This is a genomic window from Variovorax sp. PBS-H4 (assembly GCF_901827205.1).
In the GTDB taxonomy this organism is placed as follows: Bacteria; Pseudomonadota; Gammaproteobacteria; order Burkholderiales; family Burkholderiaceae_C; genus Variovorax.
In genome coordinates, this window is sequence record NZ_LR594675.1 from 1,641,793 (window position 1) to 1,667,014 (window position 25,222).

The 25,222-nt window shown below is 65.7% G+C and carries 27 protein-coding genes; 23 read left to right on the plus strand and 4 right to left on the minus strand.

Annotated elements, in window-relative coordinates; genetic code table 11:
- Positions 1-35 precede the first annotated feature (35 nt).
- From E5CHR_RS07785 to E5CHR_RS07795, 3 genes are read right to left on the minus strand one after another with little or no spacing between them, the layout of a single operon-like run.
- Positions 36-242, minus strand: coding sequence for a hypothetical protein (locus tag E5CHR_RS07785; protein ID WP_162579148.1), 207 nt, complete (start codon positions 240-242; stop codon positions 36-38).
- Positions 239-490 (minus strand): hypothetical protein, encoded by a 252-nt coding sequence (locus E5CHR_RS07790; RefSeq protein WP_162579149.1) that lies wholly within the window; start codon positions 488-490, stop codon positions 239-241. The genes E5CHR_RS07785 and E5CHR_RS07790 overlap by 4 nt, the downstream gene beginning before the upstream one ends.
- Positions 491-493: 3 nt before the next feature.
- Positions 494-1,009: a helix-turn-helix domain-containing protein gene (locus E5CHR_RS07795; protein WP_162579150.1), complete on the minus strand. Its 516-nt coding sequence runs from the start codon at positions 1,007-1,009 to the stop codon at positions 494-496.
- A 60-nt stretch (positions 1,010-1,069) separates the two neighbouring features.
- On the opposite strand from E5CHR_RS07795, the gene E5CHR_RS07800 reads away from it, so the two are divergent.
- From E5CHR_RS07800 to E5CHR_RS07890, 19 genes are all read left to right on the plus strand, one after another.
- Positions 1,070-1,273 (plus strand): hypothetical protein, encoded by a 204-nt coding sequence (locus tag E5CHR_RS07800; RefSeq protein ID WP_162577770.1) that lies wholly within the window; start codon positions 1,070-1,072, stop codon positions 1,271-1,273.
- Between the two features lie 67 nt (positions 1,274-1,340).
- A complete protein-coding gene (locus tag E5CHR_RS07805) occupies positions 1,341-1,715 on the plus strand; it encodes a hypothetical protein (RefSeq protein WP_162579151.1) in 375 nt (124 codons plus the stop codon).
- A gap of 190 nt (positions 1,716-1,905) precedes the next feature.
- A complete protein-coding gene (locus E5CHR_RS07810) occupies positions 1,906-3,840 on the plus strand; it encodes an AAA family ATPase (protein WP_162579152.1) in 1,935 nt (644 codons plus the stop codon).
- A gap of 328 nt (positions 3,841-4,168) precedes the next feature.
- The gene (locus E5CHR_RS07815; RefSeq protein ID WP_162579153.1) at positions 4,169-4,333 is read left to right on the plus strand and encodes a hypothetical protein; all 165 of its coding nucleotides are present in this window, start codon (positions 4,169-4,171) and stop codon (positions 4,331-4,333) included.
- Complete coding sequence (locus tag E5CHR_RS07820) at positions 4,330-4,806, plus strand: hypothetical protein (protein WP_232061992.1); 477 nt, start codon at positions 4,330-4,332, stop codon at positions 4,804-4,806. Before E5CHR_RS07815 ends, E5CHR_RS07820 begins: the two co-directional genes overlap by 4 nt.
- Positions 4,807-4,954: 148 nt before the next feature.
- Positions 4,955-5,218 (plus strand): hypothetical protein, encoded by a 264-nt coding sequence (locus E5CHR_RS07825; protein WP_162579154.1) that lies wholly within the window; start codon positions 4,955-4,957, stop codon positions 5,216-5,218.
- Between the two features lie 59 nt (positions 5,219-5,277).
- Positions 5,278-5,586: a hypothetical protein gene (locus E5CHR_RS07830; protein WP_162579155.1), complete on the plus strand. Its 309-nt coding sequence runs from the start codon at positions 5,278-5,280 to the stop codon at positions 5,584-5,586.
- 59 nt (positions 5,587-5,645) lie between these two features.
- The gene (locus E5CHR_RS07835; protein ID WP_197893843.1) at positions 5,646-5,798 is read left to right on the plus strand and encodes a hypothetical protein; all 153 of its coding nucleotides are present in this window, start codon (positions 5,646-5,648) and stop codon (positions 5,796-5,798) included.
- Entirely contained in the window at positions 5,798-7,441 is a 1,644-nt protein-coding gene (locus E5CHR_RS07840) for a portal protein (protein ID WP_162579157.1), read from the plus strand. The genes E5CHR_RS07835 and E5CHR_RS07840 overlap by 1 nt, the downstream gene beginning before the upstream one ends.
- Positions 7,441-7,689, plus strand: a complete 249-nt coding sequence (locus E5CHR_RS07845) for a Bbp19 family protein (protein ID WP_162579158.1) — start codon at positions 7,441-7,443, stop codon at positions 7,687-7,689. The genes E5CHR_RS07840 and E5CHR_RS07845 overlap by 1 nt, the downstream gene beginning before the upstream one ends.
- A complete protein-coding gene (locus tag E5CHR_RS07850) occupies positions 7,689-8,588 on the plus strand; it encodes a hypothetical protein (RefSeq protein WP_162579159.1) in 900 nt (299 codons plus the stop codon). Before E5CHR_RS07845 ends, E5CHR_RS07850 begins: the two co-directional genes overlap by 1 nt.
- Before the next feature lie 223 nt (positions 8,589-8,811).
- Positions 8,812-9,681 (plus strand): phage capsid protein, encoded by an 870-nt coding sequence (locus E5CHR_RS07855; protein WP_162579160.1) that lies wholly within the window; start codon positions 8,812-8,814, stop codon positions 9,679-9,681.
- A 25-nt stretch (positions 9,682-9,706) separates the two neighbouring features.
- Positions 9,707-10,165: a hypothetical protein gene (locus E5CHR_RS07860; RefSeq protein ID WP_162579161.1), complete on the plus strand. Its 459-nt coding sequence runs from the start codon at positions 9,707-9,709 to the stop codon at positions 10,163-10,165.
- Positions 10,166-10,232: 67 nt separating this feature from the next.
- On the plus strand, positions 10,233-10,805 hold the full coding sequence (locus E5CHR_RS07865) for a hypothetical protein (protein WP_162579162.1): 573 nt from the start codon (positions 10,233-10,235) through the stop codon (positions 10,803-10,805).
- On the plus strand, positions 10,806-13,238 hold the full coding sequence (locus tag E5CHR_RS07870; RefSeq protein ID WP_162579163.1) for a hypothetical protein: 2,433 nt from the start codon (positions 10,806-10,808) through the stop codon (positions 13,236-13,238).
- Positions 13,239-13,245: 7 nt separating this feature from the next.
- Positions 13,246-13,695: a GNAT family N-acetyltransferase gene (locus tag E5CHR_RS07875; RefSeq protein ID WP_162579164.1), complete on the plus strand. Its 450-nt coding sequence runs from the start codon at positions 13,246-13,248 to the stop codon at positions 13,693-13,695.
- Between the two features lie 2 nt (positions 13,696-13,697).
- Positions 13,698-14,183 (plus strand): hypothetical protein, encoded by a 486-nt coding sequence (locus tag E5CHR_RS07880; RefSeq protein ID WP_162579165.1) that lies wholly within the window; start codon positions 13,698-13,700, stop codon positions 14,181-14,183.
- The gene (locus E5CHR_RS07885) at positions 14,184-16,253 is read left to right on the plus strand and encodes a hypothetical protein (protein WP_162579166.1); all 2,070 of its coding nucleotides are present in this window, start codon (positions 14,184-14,186) and stop codon (positions 16,251-16,253) included.
- Positions 16,250-18,406, plus strand: coding sequence for a GNAT family N-acetyltransferase (locus E5CHR_RS07890; protein ID WP_162579167.1), 2,157 nt, complete (start codon positions 16,250-16,252; stop codon positions 18,404-18,406). Before E5CHR_RS07885 ends, E5CHR_RS07890 begins: the two co-directional genes overlap by 4 nt.
- Here the strand turns inward: E5CHR_RS07890 and E5CHR_RS07895 are convergent.
- The gene (locus E5CHR_RS07895; protein WP_162579168.1) at positions 18,392-18,583 is read right to left on the minus strand and encodes a hypothetical protein; all 192 of its coding nucleotides are present in this window, start codon (positions 18,581-18,583) and stop codon (positions 18,392-18,394) included. The two genes, E5CHR_RS07890 and E5CHR_RS07895, sit on opposite strands and share 15 nt — an antisense overlap.
- Positions 18,584-18,616: 33 nt before the next feature.
- On the opposite strand from E5CHR_RS07895, the gene E5CHR_RS07900 reads away from it, so the two are divergent.
- From E5CHR_RS07900 to E5CHR_RS07915, 4 genes are read left to right on the plus strand one after another with little or no spacing between them, the layout of a single operon-like run.
- Positions 18,617-21,100 carry a hypothetical protein gene (locus E5CHR_RS07900; RefSeq protein WP_162579169.1) on the plus strand — a complete coding sequence of 828 codons (2,484 nt, stop codon included), beginning with the start codon at positions 18,617-18,619 and terminating at the stop codon, positions 21,098-21,100.
- Positions 21,097-21,441 (plus strand): hypothetical protein, encoded by a 345-nt coding sequence (locus tag E5CHR_RS07905; RefSeq protein ID WP_162579170.1) that lies wholly within the window; start codon positions 21,097-21,099, stop codon positions 21,439-21,441. Before E5CHR_RS07900 ends, E5CHR_RS07905 begins: the two co-directional genes overlap by 4 nt.
- On the plus strand, positions 21,438-23,072 hold the full coding sequence (gene terL, locus E5CHR_RS07910; protein ID WP_162579171.1) for a phage terminase large subunit: 1,635 nt from the start codon (positions 21,438-21,440) through the stop codon (positions 23,070-23,072). Before E5CHR_RS07905 ends, terL begins: the two co-directional genes overlap by 4 nt.
- Positions 23,069-25,219, plus strand: coding sequence for a glycosyl hydrolase family 28-related protein (locus E5CHR_RS07915; RefSeq protein ID WP_162579172.1), 2,151 nt, complete (start codon positions 23,069-23,071; stop codon positions 25,217-25,219). The genes terL and E5CHR_RS07915 overlap by 4 nt, the downstream gene beginning before the upstream one ends.
- Positions 25,220-25,222: the final 3 nt, after the last annotated feature.

The following is a 25,222-nucleotide window of genomic DNA, read 5'->3' on the forward strand; positions in this document are numbered from 1 at the left end:
ATGAAAAAGCCCGCACAGCGGGCTCTGCCGAGGGGTCAGCGGGGGCGTCGTCGGAACGGGCGCAGCAGCACGTCTGCCTTGACCCATCCGATGGCGAGTGCGATCAGCGCAACAGGGAAACTGTATGCGGCGATCGAGAGCGCGGCTGTTTGGCCGGCGGTCAGAGCGACCACGACCATGATCGCGACCATTAGCAGGTACGCCGTCAACAGTGCGAGAAGGGCGCCTGCGAGCCGCTTCATCTCGTCTCCAGCGGGTCTCGCCCGTGCACCAGGCCGGCGAGTTGATCGGACAGGAAGGCAACCATCCCGCGCGCCGCGGTGGCGTTGCGGTAGCACCAGCCGGCCACGTTGGTGATGTAGCGAGCACGGGGCAGGGTGCAGACGAAGGCTATGCCCGTCACCTCGCCTTCCTTGGCGAGCTGCAGCAAGGTTTCGAGCGCCTCCACGGTGTCGTGGCTGATGTTGTCTGGGATGAGGCGGTGCACCATGTCTCAGCCCTCCCTGCGGCTCTTGGCCGGCTTCTTCTCGCCAGGGTGGAAGGGCTCTATCTGCTTGCCCTTATATGGCGCTGGCGGCGGCGCCCCGAAGGTCTCACGCACGCGGGCGTCGGTAACACTACCAGTCATCCCCTGACGGCCCAGGTATTCCGTCACGATCTTTCGAACGTGGTCCGCCTTCGCCTTCAACGTGGTGCGGAGCGCCTGCTTCTCGTCGTCGGGCAGCATCTCGAAGTCTTCCAGGAGCGCCCACTGACTTTCTGAGATGGAGCGCGGCGCGGCTGGTGCTGATGCGCTGTCGCGTTCGCCGGCGCCGGTCCGAAGCCACTCAGCATTGACGGACAGAAAGGCGGCCGTCGCCATGAGGTTGTCGGCGCTCATCCCCTGCGTCTTGCCGTCCACGATCTTCTTGATTCCTTGGTACGACATGCCGACGGCCTTGGCCAGCCGCGAGACAGTGACGCCTCGTGCATCCATCGCCGATTGGAGCCGTTCGCCCAGAGTAACCATGGTTGAATGATGCGCTGAACCCAGGTTGCATATGGTGTTGAACTGTGGTTCAATCCCCGCATGCTCAAACACCAAGCCCTTGAATTGCTCGGCGGCACCGTAGCCACCGCAGCCGCAGCAATCGGCGTGACCTACCAAGCGGTGGACAAGTGGCCCGACGAGCTCCCATCCAGGATCGTCGATCGCGTGATCGCGGCACTGGTGAAGAAGGGGCGCCCCGTGCCGCCCGAATTGCTTGAACCCGAGCCGAAAGCTGCGGCCTGAACGAAGTGGCGGTGTGTTTTGCATGCCGCCTATTTTTTAGCCTGTACCTGATAAGTCCTGATACGCGATGAAATCAAAAGTTATCAATGCGCCCACCGCCCAGCTCACATTGAGCTTCGAAGAGGGCCTTTCGCAGCGCTTCGGCTCACTGCGCGAATGCGTCGCAACGGGCGTGTATCAGCGTGGCCTCGGCAAGTGCGCGATCGACCTCGACAAGGCGCCTGGCAACCTGAGTGTCGAGCTCTCCGAGGACACGACGCGCAAGTTTTCCGTCGAGAGCCTCGAGCGCTACATCGAGAAGACTGGCGACACGACGCCGATCCACTATCTGATCGACCGCTTTCTGCACGACAACTCTCGCAAGCAGGAAGCCGCGCTGGCGCAACTCGGCCCGGTGCTGCAGCAGCTGCTCCCGATGCTCAAGCAAGCGGGGTTGGTGTGAAGACCCAGAGCGAGCGACTGTACGTTGCGCGCTTGGCCGCAGAGGTGGCGGAAGCGGGGCTTGCTGGTCGCCCCATGCCGGATCTCGGAGTCACACACATGAAGGCGGAATGGCTGGATCTGCTCAATGCCCTCTACGTCAATGCGCTTAAGCGAGGCGGACACCTTAAGCGTCCGCTCCTGACCTCGTGATGCAGGCCAGCGATTCAGACATGGGGAACCCGCACGAGGCGATGGCCGATCGTCTTCGGTTGTGCGTGCCGCGCGACCTCTGGCAGTACAGGCAGTGGCTGCTGTGGCGCTATGAGCCCGGCCAGGATAAGCCCAGGAAAGTGCCTTACTACATCAGCGGCGCGCGGCGCTCTGGTAGGCAGGGAGATGCCGCAGACATGTCCGGCCTCGCCACCTTCGATCAGGCCGAGACCCTGTTCCGCGCCGGCGGGTATGACGGCGTCGGCTTCGCAGTCTTGGAGTCGTCGCCAGTCAAGGCGATCGATCTCGATGCCTGCGTCGATGGCAACGGCCAACTTCTGCCCGAGGCAGAAGCCATTGTGAACGAGGCGGACAGCTATGCCGAACTGTCGCCCAGCCGCGGCGGCGTGCGCATCCTGGTCTACGGCACCATGCCCTCGACGAAGGCGATGAACCGATTCGGCCCTGGCCGGCACCTCGAGCTCTTCGGCACCAGCGGCTTCGTCACTGTCACCGGCAACGTGCTGGGAGAATCGACTGTGCGGCCGATGTCGCCGGAGTTCCGCAACTGGCTATGCGCGCAGGCGGGCGTCGATACCCGCCCCGTCTCGGAAGTCCCATCCATCCCGACGCAGACCGTCGATGCAAAGCAGATAGAACACCTGCGCGGCGCACTCACCGCGCTCGACCATACCGACTACCACCAGTGGATCAATGACGGCATCGCGCTTAAGTGCCTGGGCGCCGTCGGGCTCGAGATGTGGGTCGAGTATGGCCAACGCTTCGACGGGTTCAACATCAATGAGGCGCGTCAGAAGTGGGCTGGCTTCCGGCCGACACGTGCCGACTTTCGCTCGATCTTCGCGAGGGCCCAGGCTCGCGGATGGATCAACCCCATGTCGAACGCAGCGGCGGTCGCGGCGCGCGCGGTCAGCCCTGACGGGTTGCTGCTGACCGTCACCCAGCTGCGCGACCGGGCGCAGAGCCTGCGCTGGGCTGTGAAGGGGGCCGTGCCCGACAACTCGATCGGCATGATCTTCGGCGCGTCCGGCACCTTCAAAAGTTTCATCGCGCTCGACTATGCGCTGCACCGGGCCTACGGCATGCCATGGATGGGCCGCAAGACGAAGCAAGCCGTCCCGATCTACCTGGCCGCTGAAGGCAGCGCCGGCCTCTGGTGGCGCCTCGATGCGTGGCACCGTATGCATGGCATGGATCCGGCGGCCTGCCCACTGCGCGCCGTCATCGTGCCGCTGTCCCTCAGCACCGAAGCCAGCACCCTGCGCGCCGCGGTAGAGGCCGAGGCGATCAAGCCCGGCGACATCGTCATCGACACCATGTCGCAGACCTTCAGCGGCGAGGAAAACAGCGCGAAGGAAGTCGCCGAGTTCTTCAGGCGCATCAGCACTGAACTTCGCCAGGCCTTCGAGTGCACCGTGTTGATCGTCCACCACTCTGGGCACAACGCAACCGAGCGGGCTCGCGGTTCCAGCGCCATGCTGGCCAACCTCGACTTCCAGTTCTCGGTTCAACGCGAGGACGGCTCGATGTTCGCGACCCTGGAATGCGTGAAGCAAAAGGAGTCCGAGCGCTTCGAACAGTCGGTCTTCTCGCTTGAACGCTTCGTGCTCGCTCACGACGAGGACCAGGACGAGATTTCCAGCCTCGCCGCTCGCCATGTAAATCAAGCCTCTGAATTGCTGACCGCAATTGATAACCGCAACGAGACCGCCAATTCAGTGTTTATTCGGTTCGTGCGTGAGCACGGTAATTTTGAAATTGTTCGCCGCGAATTTATGAATTGGCTTGGAGATAAAAAGCAAGCGACGAAGCGCAGCGATTGGAAGCGCGCCCTCGATTTCGCCGTGACTCAGAAGCTCGTCGGAACAGACCAGAGCGGCCGCATCTGGGTACTCGAAGGAGGCGTTGCATGACCCGTTGCAAGACCGTTGCAGACCCGTTGCAGACGTTGCCAGCGTTCGGCGTTGCACGGACCCCCTACTACGTAGGGGGGTTCTCCGTTGCAACGCACTCCGCAACGCCCCCCGTTGCAACGCCTGATGCAACGCCTGAGTCATGGCGCCCAAGTTACCGGCACACCGAGCACAGCTTGGCGGAAACGAGGAAACGATTAATTGAATTAGAAGCAAAGCGGGCGGCAAAAAATGGATTAACCCGCACAGATGCATGCCCTTGGCCATATCACACCCTGGAAGGCCAACACTGGACGGCATGTTTTCTTTTAGCTGGAGGTAAATTGAAATGAATTCCAATGAAGTGGTGGAGAATTCCGATGAGGTGCAAAAGCTTCGACCCGAGGACGACGCTGTAACCCCGGTGCCGTCGCGCGCGCCCGCGCGTTTGCCGGCGGACGAGGCATCGGACCGCCTCGGCTACGAGCCATTCGGCTACGCGGAGCGCTCGTGATCCTCGCCATCGACCCCGGCACCTCGCAGTCCGGCTGGTGCGTGTACGACGGGCAACGCGTGGCCGACTCGGGGGTGACGCCGAACGCCGAACTGCTCACGATGCTGCAGGCAGAGCAGGCCGAGCCTCTGCGCTTGGCCGTCGAGATGATCGCGAGCTACGGCATGCCTGTCGGTCGCGAGATCTTCGAGACCTGCGTGTGGATCGGGCGCTTCGTGCAAGCCTGGCCGGGCCAACCCGCCGAGCTCGTCTACCGCAAGGACGTGAAGCTGCACCTGTGCGGCACACCGCGGGCCAAGGACGCCAACGTACGCCAAGCGCTCATCGACATGTTCCCTGCGGCGGGCGGGGGCAAAACGCCGCAGATCGGCACGAAGGCGCAACCGGGCCCGCTGTTTGGCGTGAGCTCGCACGCGTGGCCGGCGCTGGGCGTGGCCGTCACTGCGCTGCATCGCAGTCGAGGTGCGGCATGAGGGCGAGCAAGGCGCGCAGAACGCGCCCATCTCGCGCGAGTGCAGCCCTCGATCGGACGTGGGAGCAAGCCTGTGCCTGGGCGCGAGAGGTCAGAGCGCAGAGGCAACGCGTGATCGAGGCGATGCAGAGGGCAGGGGAGAAGGCGCAATGACCGACATCAAAACTTTGCCAGGCGTGCACTGGTGGGCCGTGATTGTGGACATGGAGAAGCGCGGCTACACCCATGCGGCGATGGGCGCTGCGGTCGGGGCCTCGCGCACCGCAGTCGAGAGTTGGAAGAACCGGGACAACGAGCCTGGCCACGACATCGGCGAGCGGTTGTGCGCGCTGTGGCGGGTGGTGACGGGGCGGCCTCGCGAGGAGTTGCCGCGCAAGGCGGGCGGCGTGCTGTCAGCTGCCTCGTTCCGGTAGCCAAGATTTCGGCAGGGGTTGGCACGAAAGTGCCCCGGTCCACAACACCGGAGCAACCCATGGGCCGTACCGCCGCACCCGCCACGCCTGGCACCGATCCCGCCGCAGCGCCGGCACCCGAAGACGGCGTGCCCGCAGTGCCCGAGACCCCCGAGGAGAAGGTGGCGCGCCTCGAGCGCGAGATGGCGGACATGAAAGCCCTGGTGCAATCGATCGGTCGCAATCAGGCCGTGCAGCATCAGCCTGCCGTCGCTCTGCCCGAACTGGCCGACATCATGGCCAAGAAGCCCGACTTCTCCGTGCTCACGAAGCAGGGCTGGTACGTGCCGGCCGTGCTGCCCAGCCAACGCACGGGCTCGGGGGCCTGACCATGTGCGGAGGCGGCCCCAAAGCTCCCCCACCGGCGCCGCCGCGAGAAGACCCGCAGGTGGCAGCCGACCGCGCTGCTGCTGAAGCTGCGAGCAAGGCCAACGCGGACGCTGCGGTGCGCCGCGGCAACCAGCGCCGCAGTGCGCTATCCACCGGCGCCGGAGGCGGTTCCTCTGCGCTGGCCTACGGCAAGACCACCTTGGGCGAGTAATGACCGAAGCCGCGCAACAGCTGGAGCGCCGCCTGCAGCAGTTGATGGCGCAGCGGCTCCCGAACGAATCCATCTGGCAGGACGTATTCCAGTACCTGGCGCCTGAGCGCGCCATCGGCTGGTTCTCCAGCCCGACAGAGGCAGCAGGCTCCACTGCTGCCCGCCAGCGCGCGGAGATCTTCGACTCGACCGCCATCGATGCGGGCGAGGTGCTGAAGTCAAACATCGCGTCCTGGATGACGCCGGACAACAGCCGGTGGTTCTCGCTCGACGTGGGCCAGGAGGATGACGAGCAGGCCGTGGCCTGGATGGACGGCGCCGCTCAGTTCCTCTTCGAGCACATCACGTCCGCAGGCTTCGGTGCCGTGGCCGGTGAGTGCTACAGCGACATGGTGCCCGCGGGCTGGTTCGTGCTCTACATCGACGAGGGCAAGGACGAGAAGGGCCGCCCTATCGGTGGCTACAACTTCGAGCAGTGGCCGCTCTACCAGTGCTACGTCGCGAGCAGCCGGCCCGCCGGTCGCGTGGACACGATCTGTCGCGTCTTCGATCCCACTGTCGAGCAGGTGGTCGCCGAGTACGGCATCGACAAGGTCAGCGACGAGACGGCCAAGAAGTTCCAGGACGGCAAGCTGACCGAGAAGGTGCCCATGCTGTGGGTCATCGAGCCGCGGCGCGAGGGCCAGTACGGCGCCAAGCTGGCGAAGAACCTGCCGTTCCGCTCCTGCCACATGGAGCGCCAGAAGAAGCACATCGTGCGCGAGTCGGGCTATCACGAGTTCCCGTGCGCTGTGCCGCGCTGGCGCCTGATCCCCGGTACGCCGTACGCCACGGGCCTTGGCTCCAACGTGCTGCCCGATGTCAAGACCCTGAACAAGATCGTCGAGATGGAGCTGATGAACCTCGACATCGCCGTGGCCGGCATGTGGAAGGTCGTGGACGACGGCGTGCTCAACCCTAAGAGCGTGCGCATCGGCCCGCGCAAGATGATCGCCATGGCCAGCATCGAGAGCATGCAGGCGCTGGAGACCGGAGCGGACTTCAACGTGTCGTTCTCCAAGGGCGACCAGTTGCGCCAGTCGATCCGCCGCGCGCTGCTGGCCGACCTGCTCACGCCCGTGGGCGGCCCGGTGCGCAGTGCCACCGAGATCTCGCAGAACATCAACCAGATTCGCCAGCTGATGGCGCCGCTGGTCGGCCGCTTCCAGTCCGAATTCCTGCAGGTGGTGGTCGAGCGCTGCTTCAACATCGCATTCCGTGCTGGCGCGCTGGTCGAGGCCCTGGGTCCTGTGCCTGAGGGACTGCTGGATGGCGACTACTCCGTCAAGTACATCAGCCCGCTTGCCCGCTCCCAGTTGATGGAGGAGGTCACGGCGATCGACACCTTCATCGCCGGCCAGGTGGCGCTGGCTGGATCCACGCAAGATATGACCGTCATGGACGCGATCAAGCTGGACGACGCAGCCTACGAGAAGGGCAAGGCCCTGGGCGTGCCGGCCAAGTTGCTCCGAGGTCCCAAGGAGCTCGCCGAGAAGCGCGACATGGACAGCAAGAACCGGCAGCAGGCCGAGCAGGCGCAGCAGCAGCAGGCATTGCAGGCGCAAGCCGCATCCACCGCCATTGAGTCCGCTGCGGCCGCCTGATGCACTACCGCGACCTGACGGCCGAGCAGCTGGCCGAGACCTACCGCCAGATCTTCGAGGTGGACCAGCGCGGCGCGCTGATCCTCGAGCACCTGATCGCCAAGTTCAGCAAGGGCGCCAAGGTCGAAGGCGGCATCGATGCGGTGCTCGCCACCTATCACCGCTTGGGGGAGAAAAGCGTGGTGCAGCACATCGTCAATCAGATCAACCGGGCGAACAGCGTGCCCGATAACGAGGAGAGCGAGTAATGAAATTCGGAGTCAAGCATGCATATCTGGAAGGAGAACCTGGCGCGGGTGGCGGCGGTGCTGCTGTCACGCCTGCCGCAGCCACTCCCGCCCCCGATGGTGCAGGAGCCCCCGCCGTCCAACCGGGCGCAGCGCCGGGCAGCGGCGCGCCGGCAAGCGGAGATGGCAATCCAGCGAGCTCGGCGCTGAGCGGTGGCGCTGAGTGGACCATCGAGAGCATCCCCGAGAAGTTCCGCGTCAAGAACGACGCCGGCGAGTTCGACCACCAAGCCATGCTGCGCAAGGTGGACGAGCACCGCAGTGCGCTGGAGAAGCGCATGGGCTCGGGCGACATCCGCCCCAAGTCCGCGGCCGAATACAAGCTGCCCCAGAGCGACACCTTCAAGACGCTGCAGATCGACGAGACGCAGGCCAAGGCATTCCAGGAGAAGGCCCACGGCTGGGGCCTGAGCCAGGGCCAGTACGAAGCCGTCATGACCGAATGGGCCACGCTCGCCCCGCAGTTGGTCAATGCCGGCCAGGCGGAGACCGTAGACAGCGCCGTGGCCTCGCTGAAGGAGGTCTGGAAGGACCAGTACGACGCCAACATCAAGGAGTCGTTCCGCGTGGTGAGCCGAGTGTCCGAAGCGGCCGGCATCCCGTTCGATGAAGTCGAGAAGGCGATCGGCAACAACCCGACGGCGATCCGCCTCTTCGCCGCCCTTGCCCCCGAGATGCGCGAGGACGCCACACCAGCGGCAGCCAACGGCGGCACCGGCGGCGGTGCACAGACCCGCTCGCAGTACGTCGCCGAGAACTGGGCCGCGTACAGCAACCCCCAGGACCCGAAACACAAGATGGTCACCGACCACGCGAATGCGCTGGCCGCACGCGAGGCCGCGCGCATGCCCAAGAACTGATTTTGCGGTTGTCTCCACCCGTGCCTCGCAAGGGCACTTAGGCCCGCTTCGGCGGGTCTTTTTTATGCAGCCAAGATTTCGGCAGCATGAAATTCGACATTGCAGGCCACGGCCCCGCAGTGGCAAGCGGGATCACCACCAAGCCCGCGATAGCCAGCGATGCAGGCCCCGGCAACGGGATCACCTGAACGGCGAACACCAGTTCAACTTTCAGGAGCGATTCATGACCGATACCGTGACCCGCCAGTTCGTAACGCAGTTCGACAGCGACCTGCGCCTACTGGCCCAACAAAAGAATTCCCGCCTGCGCGCCACCGTCTTCGACCGCGGCACGATCGAGGGCGCGAGCTTCACCATCAACAACCTGGACAAGGTCGAGATGGACGAGAACACCGTGCGCCACGGTGACACCCTCTGGTCCGACATCGACCACACGGCTCGCACCGTGCCGATGCGTGACTTCTTCAAGGCCCTGCCGCTCGACAAGGCGGACGTGCCGAAGATGAAGGTCAACCCGGTGACGGGTGGCCAGTACATGCAGCAGCTGGTGGCCGCGCGCAACCGCAAGATCGACGACATCATCTTCGCCGCTGCCCTGGGCTCGATCAACAGCGTGGACGGCTCGACCGGCCCCTACACCCTGCCTGCCGGCCAGATCATCGCCGCGGGTGGCACTGGCCTCACCAAGGCCAAGATCATCCAGGCGCGCACGATCTTCATGGCGAACGAGATAGGCGAAGAGGACGACGAAGAGCTCTTCATGCTCTACGACGCCCTGGGCGCCTCGCAGATCCTGGCGGACACCACGCTCACCAGCGCGGACTTCATGGCCGCCAAGATGCTGCAGACGGGCGAGGTCTCGGGCAAGTGGATGGGCTTCACCTGGATTCCATTCCAGCGCGTGCAGAACGCCGCCGGCGTGCGCACCACGGCCGCCTATTCGAAGACGGCCCTGCACTTTGGTACGGGCTTCGAAGAGGGCGACGTTGCGGTGCGTGCCGACAAGAAGAACACCACGCAGGTCTCCATGGCCGGCAGCTACGCCGCGGGTCGTCAGGACGAGAAGAAGGTCGTCCAGATCTCCTACCAGTAATCCAACCTGACATCGGAGAAACACCATGGCTGAAGTCAACGTCACCCGTACCAAGCTGGCCCAAGTGGCCGGCACGAAGTCGCCTGCTGCGACCTACAACGGCGCCAAGGCGATCGTCATCGAGACACCTGCGGCCTACGCTGCGCCTGCTCAGAACGACATCGCCGGCACCGAGATTTACCTGCGCAAGGGCGATCGCGTCCTGGCGCCCGTCACCGTCTCGTGCGCCGCCGGCACCGCCTCGAGCACGCTATCGGTGGGCATCCGTGATGCAGTCACGAAAGTGGCTGTGGATGCCACCGCCCTCGTGAATGCGGCCGCGATCAACGCTGCGGCGACCGCGCAGTTCAACACCGGCACGAAGCTGATCAGCGGTCAGACCTACCTGATGCCGCAGGACGTGGAAATCTATCTCACGTTCGGCGGTGCGGTGGGTACGGCCAACCAGGCGATCCGCGTCGAGCTCGAAGTCGTCGCGCCGTAACTGGGGCTTGCCCCGCAACCGAGGGGCTGGCCGCTGGTCAGCCCTTTTCTTGTTTCTGGAGGACTGAATGACGCCGATCGGGATCTGCTCCAACGCACTGCTGCAGTTCGGCAAGTCGCCGATTGCCAGCTTCGAGGAGCCCGGCGACCTGGCGCGCCTGTGCTCCAACCTCTACCCGGGCGAGCGCGATTCGATCCTGCGAGAGAACGATTGGAACTGCTCGATCAAGCGCGACATCCTCGCGCCGATGGCCAGCGCGCCGGCGTTCGGGTTCTCGGCCCAGTTCCAACTTCCCGGCGACTTCCTGCGCATGGTCAGCATCGGCGACGTGCTGGTGGGCGAGCCGCAGTGCCGCTCCTTCAAGGTCGAGGGCCGGCGCGTGTTGGCCAGCGGCACGACGCTACCGATCGTCTACGTCTACCGTAGCGATGAAGCCGAATGGGATGCGAAGCTGGTGGAACTGATGACGGCGCGCATGGCCTGGAAGCTGTGCTACGCCGTGACGCAATCGACCAGCCTGCGCGACGAGCTCAAGGCCGAATACAGCGCGCTCGCCAAGGCGGCGCGTGCGATCGACGCGCAGGAGAACCCCAGTGCGCAGTTGGGCGAGGACTCGCCGCTTATCAGCGCGAGGTACTGAATGCCGAAGTTCAGCCTCCTGCAGAGCAACTTCACGGGTGGCGAACTGTCCCCCGCGCTGGCGCTCGGCCGCGTGGACATCGCCAAGTACAACAACGGGGTGAAGCGCCTGGAGAACTGCCAGGTGACGGTGCAGGGCGGGGCCAAGCGCCGGCCCGGCACGCGCTTCATCGCTGCCACCAAGATCGCCAACAAGCGGGCGCGTCTCATCGAGTTCGTCTACAACCGCGGCCAGGCCTATGTGCTGGAGCTCGGCGACGGCTACATGCGCTTCTTTGCTGACCGCGCGCAGATCGTCAACGGCACGCCCGTGGAGGTGGTGTCCCCCTACACCGAGGCCCAGCTGCCAGCGGTCAACTACGTGCAGAAGGCCGACACCGCCTTTTTCGTGCAAGAGGGCGTGTTTCCCCATCGGCTGCAGCGCTTCAGCACCATCGAGTGGCGAATGGGCGTGGTGCCGTTCATCACGCCTGCATTCGAGGAACAGGGGCAGTACCCGCTCGTCAGTCTGCAGTTCACGATTGCCCCCGGCATCCCCGTCCCGCCGGGCACCTACATCCTGACGGCTGCGGCGGCCATCTTTCTAAGGTCCGACGTGGGCCGGCTCCTGAGTGCCAACAGCGGCACCGCCAAGATCATCGGGTACACCAGCAACACCGCGGTGACGGTGCAGGTTCTCAGCACCTTCAAGAACCGTGACCTCTTCGCGGGTAGCTGGAACCTCGAGGGCTCGCCGCAGGACAGCATCGCACCGTCGAGCAAAGGGCAGGTTGGACAGCTCATCTCGCTGAACGCGAACTTCACCTACCTCTCGTCGCAGAAGACCATCACCGCCTTCGTGTCCGGCTATGGCACGGTCGCCGTGGAGGTCACCGGGCACGGCTACGTCGCGGGGGATACCGTCAACGTGAGCGGCACCAGTCGCATCGATGGCAACTGGGTGGTGAACCGCGTTATCGACGCCAACCATTTCAACTGGATGGCACCGACGCTCCCCGACGGCATCCTTGGCACCACGGGCACCGTCGCAAAGATCCAAGTCTCGGCGGACAGCGAGGTTTGGCAGCCGACCGACGTGGGCAGCTACGTGAACATCAATGGCGGACTGGTTGAGATCACCGAGTTCGTCAACGTGGGCACCGTCAACGGGCGCGTGCTGCGCGAGTTGGCTGCCGACGTGCCGGCCGGCGCGAATGCTTGGACGCTCGAGCAGGTGGCGTGGAATGCCAGCAAGGGCTACCCGCGCGCGGTCACGATCAACAAGCAGCGGCTGATGTTCGCCGGCTCGCCCGGCTACCCGCAGCACGTCTGGGGTAGCGAGATCCAGGGCTACCTGAATTTCCAGTTCGGCACGGCCGATGACCAGGCCTTCCGTTTCGAGATCGACGGCCCGCGCAACAGCCCAATCCGCCACCTCGCGCCCGCCAAGCAGCTGCTGGTGCTTACCGAGGCCGATGAGATGAGCCTGAAGGGTGGACAGGAAAAGCCGATCACGCCGACCAACATTCAGAAGACCGACGAGTCCACTGTCGGCGCCGGCGCGGTGCGTCCGATCAAGGTTGGCAACGAGATGGTATTCGTGCAGGCTGCGGGCAAGAAGATCGCCGGCATTGGCTACCGCTACGAGATCGACGGCTTCGACTCGCCCGACCGGACCATCTTCGCCTCGCACATCACGGGCACTGGGGTCGTACAACTGGCCCATCAGAAAGAGCCGGACTCCACGCTTTACGCCGTGCGCGCAGACGGGCAGCTTGCCGCGTGCGCCTACGACATCTCGCAGGAGGTGACGGGCTGGGGCCGGTGGATCACGCAGGGCAGTTATGAGTCGGTGGCGTGCGTGCCCACGGCCATCGGCGAGGACACCTACGCGATCGTCGCGCGCACCGTCGGCGGAAGCACCGTGCGCTACGTCGAGGTGTTCGACCCTGACATGCTGGTGGACTGCGGCATCACAGGCACGAGCGTGGGCGGGCAGGCGACTTGGACCGGCCTGGGGCACCTTGAGGGCATGGTGGTGCAGGCCTGGGCGGACGGTGCCTACATGGGCGAGTTCACCGTGACCGGCGGCCAGATCACGCTGCAGCGCAACGCCAACAGCGTGCAGATCGGGCTTGGCTTCACCTGCCTGGTCGAGATGCTGCAGCCGGAGGTGGGCGGCAATGGCTCGACGGCACAAGGCTCTCAGGTCCACGTCAACGAGGTCATCATTCGCACGATCAACACCAAGGCGGCGCTCATCAACGGGCAGCCGATCGATCCGCGCCGGTTCGGGGAAGCCCTGCTTGACCAGCCAATTCCCGACTTCGACGGCGATGTGCGCGTGACCACGCTTAGCGACGAGATGTACCGCACGAGCCAGATCATCACCCAGCCGTACCCGTTGCCGTTCCACCTGCTCGACGTGATCCGCAGTGTGACGATCAACAACTGAGGGCGCCATGAAAGTCGAAGTCGCCACCCCCGAAGACGCCGCCGAGATCGCGGCGCTTGGCCGTCTGCTCCACGACACGAGCAGCTATGCAGACATCCCCTACAACGAGGCGAAGGTCGCCACCCTGATGCAGCACCTGACCAAGGGCGGGGACAACGTCGTCTTTGTGGTGCGGCGCGATGGCGCGATCGTGGGCGGCATCGCTGGCAGCGTGGCGCCGCAGTGGTTCAGCGACGAACTGCTTGGGTACGAGTTCTCCTTCTTCGTCGAGCCGAGCGCACGCCACAGCGGCGCGGCCGTGAAGCTGCTGCTGGCTTTCAAGTCCTGGTGCAAGGCGCGCGGTGCGAAGAAGGTCCGCATCGGCATCACCACTGGCATCCACGAGGAGCTCACCGGCAAGTTCTACCGGCGCATGGGCTTCCAGGACGCCGGCACGCTTTTTCAATTGGAGGTCTGACCATGGGCATCGAAACAGTCATCGCCATCGGGCTTGCGGCAGCCGGCACGGCCGTGAGCGTCTATGGCCAGCAGCAGCAGGCGAAGGCAGCGGAGAACGTTGCCAACATGCAGGAGCAGCAGGGCAAGGAAGACGCCGCCTTTGCTGCCAGCGAGGCGCAGGTGCAGGCTCGCATGATCCGCAAGGCGGGGGAGAAACAGCGAGCGGATGCGCGCGCCTCACTCGCCGGTGCCGGGGTGACGGTGGGTGTAGGCACTGCCGAGCAGATCGACAAGGAAATCCAGGGCGACAGCGAGCAGGACGCGCTGATGGCGATCTACGACGGTTCGAACCGCTCGCGTGCGATCACCCAGAGTGCCAACCAAGAGGCGTACCGCAGTCGCAACGCTGCGCAGGCCGCGCGAATCGGCTCCGTGAGCTCGGCGCTTCAGGGCGGCGCGACCATCGCGAAGGGTTGGAACACCACGAATTCGAAGAAGGTGGCGTAAGTGGCGAAGATCCCGACCGGCCAGTTCGGCTACCGCACCCCCCAGGGCGGCGACATCACGCCCATGCCCCGCGTGGACAACCAGGTGGGCGACGCGCTCAAGCAACTGGGCAACACGGCGGTGGCCGCCGGCGGCAACATGCTGGAGGAGCAGCAGCGCGAGGCGCGGCTGGCCGCCGATCGTGCCGCGCAGGCGCAGGCCCTGACCGCGCACGCGACCATCCAGAACGGCCTGGCTGACAGCTTCGACGCAATCCAGGCCGACCTGCTGGACGGCAAGACCGACAAGCTCGCCGCCGAGGCAGCGTGGAAGGAGGCCTCGAAGAAGGTGGTGGCCGACAACATCCAGTCGGTGCCGGCCGATCGACAGCAGTTGGTCACGGCCCAGGTGCAGGGTCTGCAGGGTCAGCTGCAAAACAAGCTCTTCGACACCTTCCGCAAGCGCGACCAGCAGGACGTGTCCGCCAGCCTCCTGACCTACAACGAGCAGATGCAGCGCTTCGCCGGCACGGACCCTGCCGCCGCGGTGAAGCAGTACCACACCTTCGCCGATCAGATGGGGCCTGCCGCAGGCTGGACGCCCGAGCAGATCGCCAAGTCCAAGCAGCAGTTCACCGAAGGGGTCACCTTCAACCAGTTCCGCCGCCAGGGCCAGGCGGCCATGCAGTCGGGCAGCGTGGGCGCGATCGACGAGGTGCAGAAGCGGCTCGCCGGCCCCGAGGGCGATGCACTGGATCCGGCCAAGCGCAACACCCTGGACCAGACCCTCTTCGGCTGGAAGCAGAGCATCGAGGCGCGCGAGGCGCGCAACGCCGACAAGGCCGAGCGCGAGCAGCTGAAGCGCTTCAACACGGCGACCGACGCGCTCAATCAGGGGCGCGACCTGGTGCTCAACGGCGCCGCGCTGTCGCCCGACTTCATCGCCGACCTGAGCACCAAGGCGCAGGGAACCGGGCTTGAGAAGGACGTGCAGACGCTGCTGGAGGTGCAGAAGCAGGCCAGCGGGTTCGCCAACCTGTCGGCGCCCCAGCGCGCGGCACAGCTCGAGCAGGCGCGCGGCCGGCGCGCGGACCCGTCCCGCGGCTTCGACCCCCAGGACGAGAAGCAACTGAACGCCGCGCAGCAGATCAATGACCGCCTGAACAAGCGCATCAACGACGGCGAGGCGTGGGCCGCGGCGCAGAGCGTGGGCGTGATCCGCGAGGCGCCGGCGCTGACCATCGGCAACGCCGACCAGGCCCTGCAGGTGTTCCAGCAGCGCACGCGCGACATCGGCGCCGTCGAGGCATGGGCCGGCAAGAAGGTCTCCCCACTGCAGCCCGCCGAGGCCGAGCAGTTGCAAAAGATGGTCCGGTCCCTGAAGCCCGACGCGGCCGCGTCCCTGCTGGGCCAGATCGGCGGCGTGGTGGGCGATCCCGAGCGCATCGCGGCTGTCGCCAAGCAACTCGGCGACAAGGACAACACGATGGGCATGGCGATGCTCTACGCCAATTCCAAGACGACACAAGGCCGCTACACCGCCGAGCTCATCCTGCAGGGCGAGCAGGCGATCAAGGACAAGATCGTCAAGGTGGACGGCGCGGCCGAAAGCGGCTGGCGCGCGGAGATCGCCAAGCGCGTGCGCGGCGCCTATTCGAACCAGGAGGTCGAGAACAACGTGGTCGAGGCGGCATTCAAGATCGCCGCGGCCAAGCAGGGCGACGTGGACAACGCCATCAACCTCGCCGCCGGCGGCATCGTCGAGCGCAACGGCGGCAAGATCCCGCTGCCGTACGGCATGAAGGAACCGGAGTTCGAGAAGCGGCTGGCCGCGATCACACCCGAGTCGCTGCTGCCGCAGGTGTCGGCGCGCCCAGTCAACCCCGCTACCGCTGATCGTTCCGCGTCCACTTCACCTGCCGATGCTTTCGTGCTGGTTGGCCCAACGCGCATGCCGCTCGCCGACTTCGTGAAGACGCTTCCCGACGCGCGGCTGGTGCACGCCGGGCAAGGCCTCTACAACGTGCGCGCCGGCAATCAGCTGGTGACGAACGAGCGCGGCCAGCGCATTACGCTGAAGGTGTCGCCGTGATTGATTCGATGTTCCAGGCCGGCACCGACCAGGCGCTCGACGACCAGGTGGCGCGGCCGAAGCCGTTCCAGCCCGAGGCGCCCGGCTTCAGCTTCGGTGCACTGGCCAAGGCGCCTTTCCAGGGAGTGAGTGCCGGCAGCACCGAAGGCGCTGCGTTCGCAGCCGAAATCCTCGGTGCATTCGGACAGACCGAGGCGGCAACTGGAACGGCCAGCGGGCGCGGCATGTTCGCCACGCAGACCCCAGAGGAGCGCAAGCAGGCCGAGGAGGCGCGCCGCAAGGTGCTGGAGAACGACAACCTCTTCAGTAACGAGGCGGGCGACGAACTGCGCCGGCGCGCCAAGGACGTGATGCCCGACCCGACGCAGACCCATGCGGCCGCGCAAGTGGTGGCTGGCGTGGCGAAGTTCGCCACGAAGGCAGTCGGCTACACGGCGGCAGCCGGCCCACTCGCTCCGGTTCTGCTGGGTGGCGATGAAGGATTGACCGAGGCCGACAAGCTGAAGCAGGAGGGCGTGGACATCGAAACGCGCACGAAGGCCGGCGCTGTGGCTGGCACGGTGGCCGGCGTTTCCATTGCGCTGCCGGTGGCCATCCCGAGCTCGGCGGTCAAGACCGCGGCGCTGGTGGTGGCCGGCGGCCCCGGCGGCTTCGTCGCCCAGAATGCAGCCGAGCGCGCGATCCTGCAGAACGCCGGCTACGACAAGCAGGCGAGCCAATACGACCCGCTCGACCCGGTAGGCCTGGCGCTTTCCACGCTGGTGCCGGCTGGCTTCGGTGCGGTGGCGGTGCGCGGCGCGCGCGTAAAGGCTGCGCCCACGCTCAAGGACGTGGTCCTGGGCATCGAGAGCGGCGGCCGACGCTACGGCGCAGACGGCAAGATCCTCGAAGGCCCCCAGGTGAAGGGCGGCACCGCCAAGGGCGAGATGCAGGTGATGGACGCCACGAACCTCGATCCGGGGTTCGGGGTGCGGCCCGCAGCCGACAACAGCCCGGCCGAGCGCGCGCGCGTGGGCAGCGACTACCTGGATGCCATGCTCAAGCGCTACGGCGGCGACGAGGCGAAGGCCATGGCCGCGTACAACGCTGGCCCGGGCGCACTGGATGCAGCGCTGAAGAAGGGCGGCAATTGGCTCGACCACATGCCCGCGGAGACGCAGGCCTACGTCACCAAAGGGATGAAGAAGCTCGGCGGCGAGCGCACGAATGCGGCAGCGCGCGCGGCCATCGCGGCCGATGCCGATACGGTCGCCGCTGCGCGCGTGCGGCAGACCGGCCAGACGATCGACAGCTACCGGCTGACGCCCGACAGCGACCTGCCCGGGATGACGGCGCACCAGGACGCCATGGAGTCGGCGCACGCCATGCTTGCCCGCGGCGAGCCGGTGCAGGTGGCCGACCTGATCCGCGCGTCCGACACGCCGCCGTCGATCCTGTCCGTCGCATCAGACACCAAGCCTGGCGCCGGCCAAGCCATCGAGCCGGTATCCGCACGCCTGCAGTCCGACACTGGCCTGCAGTTCACCGTCGAGCGCGACTTCCGCGGCAAGTACACGGCCAAGAATGACGCCGGCGAGGCGATCGGCTCCGTCATTTACACCGACACGCCGCAGGGCGGCTACCGCGTGACTGGCGTGGAAGTGAAGCCGGATTTCCAGCGGCAGGGCGTGGCATCGGCCATCTACGATTTCCTGGAACACTCCGTCACCAAGCAGCCCATGGAGGCGAGCGGGTCGCAGAGCCCGGCTGGTGCCGCGTTCCGTGAAGCGCGCAAGCAGCGCCAGGTCGATCAACCCACGTCGCGCGCGCTGTCGCCCGAGCAACGTGTGGCAGCTACGGTCAACGGTGCCCGCGCGTTGCAGGACGTGATGCCCGCGCGCGCCGCGCCGGCCACTGGCCGGCAACTGTTCGAAGCCGCGGGCGAGTCCGCCGGTCCCGTCAAGCCGATAGCCGATGGCGCCGGTGCGGCCCTGGGCAAGCAGGCCGCCGAGGTGGCAGACATCAACCCCGACTTGATGGTGCAACTGGAGGGCATGGACAAGCCGCAGCGCGTGGGCGACCTGCTCGAGGCGGTGAAGAAGGAAGCGGCCGAGGACGCACAAGAAGCGTCCTTCGTCGAGACGGCGGTGAACTGCCTACTACGCAGCGCCTGAGATGAGCAACACGATCGCCAGAACTGTCGCGGCGAGGGCCATGCATCCAAGGATGAACCCGTACGCCCGTGCTGCCTCGACCGCCGCGCGCCAGCGGCCGGTGGCCGCCCAGGTCGCGAGGGGAGCGATGGAGAACAACGCGACGAGCGCCGCGATGAACAACAGAAAGGACTTCATGTGAAGCCGGATTGTGCAGCAGCGGTGCAAGCCGTGGCTAAAACCTTGGGGCGCAAGCCATTGACCGACGCCCAGATCAAGGCTGTCGATGACCGCATCAGCGCGACCATGCGCCAGCTCGCGCGCACCGACCCCGAATGGCAGGCCAAGAGCCGCGACGAGCGAGTGATGGCCGCTTCCGAGCAGGCCATGGCAGACATCCAGGCCGAAGCGGCGCGCAAGGTCGAGAACACCCAGCGCCAGATCCTGAAGACCGCAGCGACGGAAACCCGCATCACCGACACCATGGCCGGCATGAAGGAGGGGCGCAATCGCGCCCTTGTGAACGACATCGACCAGACCGGCCACTACATCAATGGGATCAAGCAGGAGGCGGTCGGCAACCTGGTGAACCTGATGGACGCGGCGAGGGGCGGGGAGGGGGCCGGCTTCGGGCGGCGCGTGCTCATGTTCCTGTTCGACGCCGACAACCCCGGGATGACGCGCGACCTCTCGACCGAGATCTTCCGCAATGGTGACGGATCTACCGGCAACAAGGTGGCGCAACTGGGCGCGCAGGCGTACCTCAAGGTAATCGAAACCCTGCGTCAGCGCTTCAACTCGGCCGGCGGTGACGTGGGCCGGCTCGAGTACGGCTACATCCCCCAACCGCACGATGCCGGCAAGGTGCGCGGCGCCGGAGGCGATGCGGCGCGGCAGGCATGGGTGGACAAGATACTGCCTTTGCTCGACCGCGGCCGCTACGTCGATGAGGCAGGCGCACGCTTGGGGGACGCCGATGTTCGCGCGCTGCTCGGCAAGGCGTGGGAGACGATCAGCAGCGACGGCGCAAACAAGCGCGAGCCTGGCGCCTTTGGTGGTGGCGGCGCCAAGGCGAACGCCGGCAGCGAGTCCCGGCAGATCCACTTCAAGGACGCCGACAGCTATCTCACCTACATGCAGCAGTTCGGCACCGGCAGCATGTACGACGCGGTGATCGGGCACGTCGGGCGCATGGCCCGAGACATCGGCCTGGTCGAGCGCTACGGCCCGAACCCCAATGCACAGATGCGCCTGCAGATGGACCTTGCGGAGCGCGCCGACGGCGGCGTGAAGCGGGACTTCGGGCTTCGGCCTGAAAGCTATTGGGATCAGATCAACGGCACGGCTGGCACGCCGCAGTCGGCCAAGCTCGCGCAGATCGGCACCGATGCCCGCAATATCCAGACGTTCGGGAAGCTGGGTAGCGCGGTCATCTCCAGCATCACCGACCTGGGCACCTTCGCGGTGACCACCGGCTTCAATAAGCTGTCGTACTGGGATGCCATCGCCAACATCGGAAAGAGCGCTGCGTCCAAGGATGCGCGTGACTTCATGACCACGCACGGGATCATCGCGGAATCGATGATCGGCGACATGAACCGTTGGACCGGGGACAACATCCGCCAGACCTGGAGCGGCCGGCTCGCGAACAGCACCATGAAGCTCTCGCTCATGAATGCCTGGACCGACACGCTGCGCCGCGCCTTCTCGCTCACGATGATGCAGGGCATGGCCCGACTGTCCAAGACCGAGTGGGGCAAGTTGGGCGAGTGGGACCGCACGCACCTTGAACGCAAGGGGATCACCGAGGCTGATTGGCAGGTGATCACGAAGGCCGAGCTCACGCACTTCCAAGGCAAGGACCACCTCACGCCTGAGGCCATCCGCGCCACCGGGCACGAGCGCGCCGACGAGGTGGTGGCCAAGGTGCTCGGCCTGATTCAGGATGAGAGCGAGTACGCGGTTCTCAATCCGGACCTCGCCACGAAGACCATCGCTTCGGGCGGCGCGACGCAGCGCGGCACGATCCGGGGCGAGCTCGCGCGCAGCGTCATGCAGTTCAAGTCCTTCCCGATCGCGATGGTGTCGCGGCACTGGCGGCGGATGCTGGAGGCGCCGAAGGTGACCGACGGTAGCGCGCCTGTCTTGGCGAACCGCGTGATGTACGCCGGCGCGCTGATGTTGAGCACCACGGCGCTCGGTGCCATCGCGCTTCAGGCGAAGCAGATCATCGGCGGCAAGGACCCCATCGACATGCAGGGCGAGCACGCTGGCAAGTTCTGGGCGAAAGCGGTGGCACAGGGCGGCGGCCTGTCAATCGTCGGCGACTTCCTGCTGAACGATCCAGCCGACCAGCCCGGCGACTCGCTGGGCAACCTCACGAAGACGGCCGCAGGCCCGGCGCTCGGCGCAGTTGGCGACCTGGCGGGCAAGACCCTGACCAATGCGTACAAGGCTGCCAAGGGGAAGCCCACGCACGCCGCAGCCGAGGGTCTGCAGTGGGTGCGTTCAAACACGCCGTACACGGGCATCTGGTACGCGCGCGCTGCGCTCGACCACGCCGGCATGCACGCGCTGCAGGAGAACCTCAGTCCGGGCTACCTGTCCAAGATGAAGCAGAGGGCTTCGAAGGACTTCGGACAGCAGTACTGGTGGAATCCGGGAACGGGCGGCCCCGATCGCGCCCCCGACATGGCGAAGGCGGTGGGGCAATGAGGGAAGACCAGAAAGCACGACTCGACGAAATCGAAGAGCTCCTGACCGAGGAGTTTCTGATCGAGGCCGACCCGCGCGAGTGGCCAGGCTTCGGCCAGCCGCCTGCCAGTTGGACGAGCGAGGAGCGCGGGAATCGGCACTGGACGAAGAAGAACGCCATCGGCACGGCGGCCACGCTGCGCTCGCTGCAAGACCTGATCGACCGACACAACAAGAACGCGAGCAGCGACCCGGAGACGCAGGACGGGCGCGATGACGATCTCGAGAAGCACATCGGCAGGTACGAGAAGGAGGCGGCCAAGCTGCTCGACAAGGTGCAGGCAGCCGGCCGGAGCAATTGAGCAAGCCGTCCTTCCTAGCGTTCTTTCTCGCCTGGGCCGATCGCCAGCAATGGAAGGTCCCGGAGCCGCACGTCCGTATCTGCCACTGGATGGAGCACCGCGGGCCGCTCGCCGTCCTGCGCTGCCACCGAGGCATTGGTAAATCCACGCTGCTGGCGGTCTACAACGCCTGGCGCTACCGCTACGACCCGAGCTACCGAATCCTGCACCAGTCGGAGTCCGACGGCACCGCCTACAAGACCAGTCGCGACACGCAGAACGTGCTGCGCAGGCACCCCTGGACGCAGGGCATGCTGCCGGAAGGGCAGGGCACCGTCGAGCAGTGGTGGGTGGACGGCTCCACAGACGCACGGAATGCGTCCATGTACGCCAAGGGCATCCTATCCAACGTCACCAGCGCGCGCGCGGACGAGTGCCAGAACGATGACGTGGAGGTGCCGCGTAACATCGGCACGCCCGAGGCGCGCGAGAAGCTGCGCTACCGCCTGGGCGAGCAGACTCACATTCTGGTGCCCGGCGGCCGGCACCTGTATATCGGCACGCCGCACACGCACGACAGCCTCTACGACGAGCAGGAGAAGCTGGGCGCGGATTGCCTGACCATCCGCATGTTCGACCAGGAGCACCGCGTCGAGAGGCCGGCGATGGTGATCGAGCCGGGCTTCGTGCCGGAATACATCTTCGTCGGCATCGGCAAGGGCGCGCGCCTGCTGGTGCCTGATGTTGACTACAAGATCAATCCGCTCGGCCATGTGCGTGGCAGCGTCCGTTTCGCCGGGCTGCCCGAGGGCTTCATCGACTGCTATGCCGGCTGTGCCTGGCCAGAGCGCTTCACGCGCGCGGAACTGCTCACGCGCCGGCGCAAGACCCGCACGATCAACGAGTGGGACAGCCAGTACCAGCTGCACTCCAAGCCCATAGGAGACATCCGGTTGGACCCTGACAAGATCGTTCCGTACGACGCCAAGCCGATCCTGAAAAGCGCCAACCGCGAGGCCATGCTGATGCTCGGGAACGTGCGCATCGTGAGCGCCGCGTGCCGCTGGGACTGCGCGCTCGGCAAGATCAACACCGATGCCTCCGCGATCTCGCTGGTCTACACCGACGCTGCGGGCCGGCTGTACTGGCAGTTCGCCATCGGCCTGACTGGCGACATCGACCAGCAGTGCAACACCGTGCGCGAGCTCGTCATCGAATACAACATCCCGGCGGTGACGGTCGAGACCAATGGCCCGGGAGGCTTCGTGCCGCCGATCCTGCGCAAGCACCTGAAGGGGCTGGGCATTCCGGGTAAGCAGCTGCCGGCGCTCACCTGCGGGGTCCTGGAAGACCACGCGAGCACGAACAAGAACAAGGACATCCTGGACGCCTTCGAGGCGCCCATGTCCATCGGGGCGCTCTGGGCTCACATCGACGTGCTCGACGGCCCGACCTGGGACCAGATGAAGGAATGGAACCCGGCCGTCAAGGAGCAGCCGGACGATTACCTCGACTCGGGCGCGCGCGCGATCCGCGCCAACCCGGTACGAATCGGCAACGGACACGCCGCCAAGATTTCGGCAGGCGTCCAGCGTGAAATCTGGCGGCCCGCATCGGGCGTCTATGAGGTCACGCTGGAGCCCGCTGAATGACTGTCCCCGCACAAACGCCTGTCAGCACCCACGTTGGCAACGGAGTAACGACCTCGTTCGCCTACGGGTTCAAGCTGCTGGACGCGGCCGACATCCGGGTCAGCGTCGCAGGGGTCCTGAAGACCCTGAACACCGACTACACCGTGACTGGGATCGGCGCTGAGGCCGGCGGAACCATCGTGTTCCTCGCGGCCCCCGTGAGCCTGGCGGCGATCGAACTGGTGCGCAGCGTCACCGTCCAGCGTCTCACCGATTACCAGTATTCCGGCGATTTCCAATCTCCGACGGTCAACCGCGACTTCGATCGCCTCGTCATGATGCTGCAGGACAGCGGCGTGGCCGTCGCCAATGCCCTGCGCTACCCGCCAGGCGACCCCGCGAGCGGCGTTCTACCCGATGCTGCGGCGCGCGCGCTTAAGGGCCTCGCGTTCGATGCCGATGGCAATCCATTCCTCACCACGGCCGCCGGCGATGCGAACGCGCTCGCTGCACAGTTGGCCTCCGTGGCAACCTCGGCGCTCGGAGGCGGTCAGGTTGGGTACGACGCGGCGCTTGCGTACGCCGGGGGAACTGCAGGCAAGGGGATCAAGGATGCCGCAGCGGCGGCAGCAGCTGGCTTGGCGAACGCCGCAACTGCCCTGGCGGCCGCGGGCGCAGCGACAACCAACATCAACGCGTTCAAGACCGATGTGGCGAGCGTCGCCGACAATGCCAAAGGCGCCGCCCTGATGGGCTACAAGGCGCCATTCACGGGCGCGGTGGGTCGCACGCTGGCCGCCAAGCTGGCCGCTGAAGCGGTGAGCGTGCTCGACTTCGGTGCAGATCCGACTGGCGCCGCCGATGCGACTGCTGCATTCCAAGCCGCCTACGCTGCGAGCAAGGTGATTCGTGTGCCCGCGGGCATCTACACCATCACCGGCGCGATTGGATCGCTGACCGATGGTCTTGGCGTGAATTGGATCGGCGACGGCAGCAAGGTGACCACGATCCGCATGGCGCACGCCAGCGCGCAGTTTCAGGTCTCGGGCCGTGGGTGGACGGTAGCCGAGATCGGCTTTGAAGCCCAGGCTGTCGTCAGCGCTGCAATCAAGTGCGGCGAGGTCGATTCCAACGACAACGCCCAGCTGACGAACTGCCACTTCATCAGCAACAGCCCGGTGTCGGACGGCGCCGGTCAGAAGTATTTCCTGATCTGCTGCGATCTCTATCGCATGTGGTACTCGACGATCACGGGCAACGTGTTCCGCAACGGCTTCTACAACGACCGCTTCGCGGGCGTGGGCCTCAAGTTCCACTACTCCGTCAACAACACGATCAGCGAAAACTCGTTCGCCTGCTTCGACAAGGCTTACGAATGGACGACCGATACCTACATTGGCACGTACCAATGCGAGGGCCACATGATCAGCGGCAACGCCTTCGTGTGGAACACCTGGCACATCTACCTCGGCGCCGGCCTGCTGGCGTGCATCGTTGGCAACATCCTTGATCAGGCGCCCATCACCGCTTACCCGATCGAGAGCTACGCCACCTGCACGCAGCTTGTGGGGAACTGGATCGGCTCGGGCTACCCCGTGTTCCTCAAGAATTCCGACCGGCACATCGTCGCCAACAACGTCTTCGACCAGTTGGTGGGCGCTACTGCGGCCGGGCATGCCGCCTTGGTCATCGATAACGCCGATTACGGGATCATCACCGGCAACGTGGTCCGCGGCTACTGGGTAGGCATGAGCGCCAATTCCAGCTGCAGTTTCTGGACGATGACGGGCAATATGGCGGTGGGCCAGAGCAGCGGCGTGGCGTGGAACTTCTCCCTCATGAACGCCGACAGCATCTTTGCGAACAACAACGCATGCGATCAGATCCAGGTGTTCGGGACGGGCCTTGACCGGACCACCTACGCGACCACGGTGGTGCCGACGTTCGGCTCGCCTGGGACCACGCAGACATTCGACATCCCACTGCCGGTGAACCGCTTCTCGGTCCCGCCGATTGCCATGGTGACGCCCGACTCTACCGGCGATCTGGTCTGCAGCGTTGATCACGCGAACACCACCGTTAGCAACGTGCGAGTGGTGGTCAAGAAGCGCGACGGCACTTCGTTTTCCGGCGGATACCGCTTCTTCCTGAACGCACACGCGCTCTGACAG

Bases quoted from the DNA above. Each gene is read 5' to 3' on its own strand.
- E5CHR_RS07810 (WP_162579152.1), top strand. From the start codon at position 1,906: ATGCAGGCCAGCGATTCAGACATGGGGAACCCGCACGAGGCGATGGCC.
- E5CHR_RS07860 (WP_162579161.1), top strand. From the start codon at position 9,707: ATGGCTGAAGTCAACGTCACCCGTACCAAGCTGGCCCAAGTGGCCGGC.
- E5CHR_RS07870 (WP_162579163.1), top strand. From the start codon at position 10,806: ATGCCGAAGTTCAGCCTCCTGCAGAGCAACTTCACGGGTGGCGAACTG.
- E5CHR_RS07855 (WP_162579160.1), top strand. From the start codon at position 8,812: ATGACCGATACCGTGACCCGCCAGTTCGTAACGCAGTTCGACAGCGAC.
- E5CHR_RS07865 (WP_162579162.1), top strand. From the start codon at position 10,233: ATGACGCCGATCGGGATCTGCTCCAACGCACTGCTGCAGTTCGGCAAG.
- E5CHR_RS07840 (WP_162579157.1), top strand. From the start codon at position 5,798: ATGACCGAAGCCGCGCAACAGCTGGAGCGCCGCCTGCAGCAGTTGATG.
- E5CHR_RS07825 (WP_162579154.1), top strand. From the start codon at position 4,955: ATGACCGACATCAAAACTTTGCCAGGCGTGCACTGGTGGGCCGTGATT.
- E5CHR_RS07850 (WP_162579159.1), top strand. From the start codon at position 7,689: ATGAAATTCGGAGTCAAGCATGCATATCTGGAAGGAGAACCTGGCGCG.
- E5CHR_RS07815 (WP_162579153.1), top strand. From the start codon at position 4,169: ATGAATTCCAATGAAGTGGTGGAGAATTCCGATGAGGTGCAAAAGCTT.
- E5CHR_RS07905 (WP_162579170.1), top strand. From the start codon at position 21,097: ATGAGGGAAGACCAGAAAGCACGACTCGACGAAATCGAAGAGCTCCTG.
- E5CHR_RS07895 (WP_162579168.1), bottom strand. From the start codon at position 18,583: ATGAAGTCCTTTCTGTTGTTCATCGCGGCGCTCGTCGCGTTGTTCTCC.
- E5CHR_RS07805 (WP_162579151.1), top strand. From the start codon at position 1,341: ATGAAATCAAAAGTTATCAATGCGCCCACCGCCCAGCTCACATTGAGC.
- E5CHR_RS07830 (WP_162579155.1), top strand. From the start codon at position 5,278: ATGGGCCGTACCGCCGCACCCGCCACGCCTGGCACCGATCCCGCCGCA.
- E5CHR_RS07790 (WP_162579149.1), bottom strand. From the start codon at position 490: ATGGTGCACCGCCTCATCCCAGACAACATCAGCCACGACACCGTGGAG.
- E5CHR_RS07785 (WP_162579148.1), bottom strand. From the start codon at position 242: ATGAAGCGGCTCGCAGGCGCCCTTCTCGCACTGTTGACGGCGTACCTG.
- E5CHR_RS07915 (WP_162579172.1), top strand. From the start codon at position 23,069: ATGACTGTCCCCGCACAAACGCCTGTCAGCACCCACGTTGGCAACGGA.
- E5CHR_RS07800 (WP_162577770.1), top strand. From the start codon at position 1,070: ATGCTCAAACACCAAGCCCTTGAATTGCTCGGCGGCACCGTAGCCACC.
- E5CHR_RS07795 (WP_162579150.1), bottom strand. From the start codon at position 1,009: ATGGTTACTCTGGGCGAACGGCTCCAATCGGCGATGGATGCACGAGGC.
- E5CHR_RS07875 (WP_162579164.1), top strand. From the start codon at position 13,246: ATGAAAGTCGAAGTCGCCACCCCCGAAGACGCCGCCGAGATCGCGGCG.
- E5CHR_RS07845 (WP_162579158.1), top strand. From the start codon at position 7,441: ATGCACTACCGCGACCTGACGGCCGAGCAGCTGGCCGAGACCTACCGC.
- E5CHR_RS07880 (WP_162579165.1), top strand. From the start codon at position 13,698: ATGGGCATCGAAACAGTCATCGCCATCGGGCTTGCGGCAGCCGGCACG.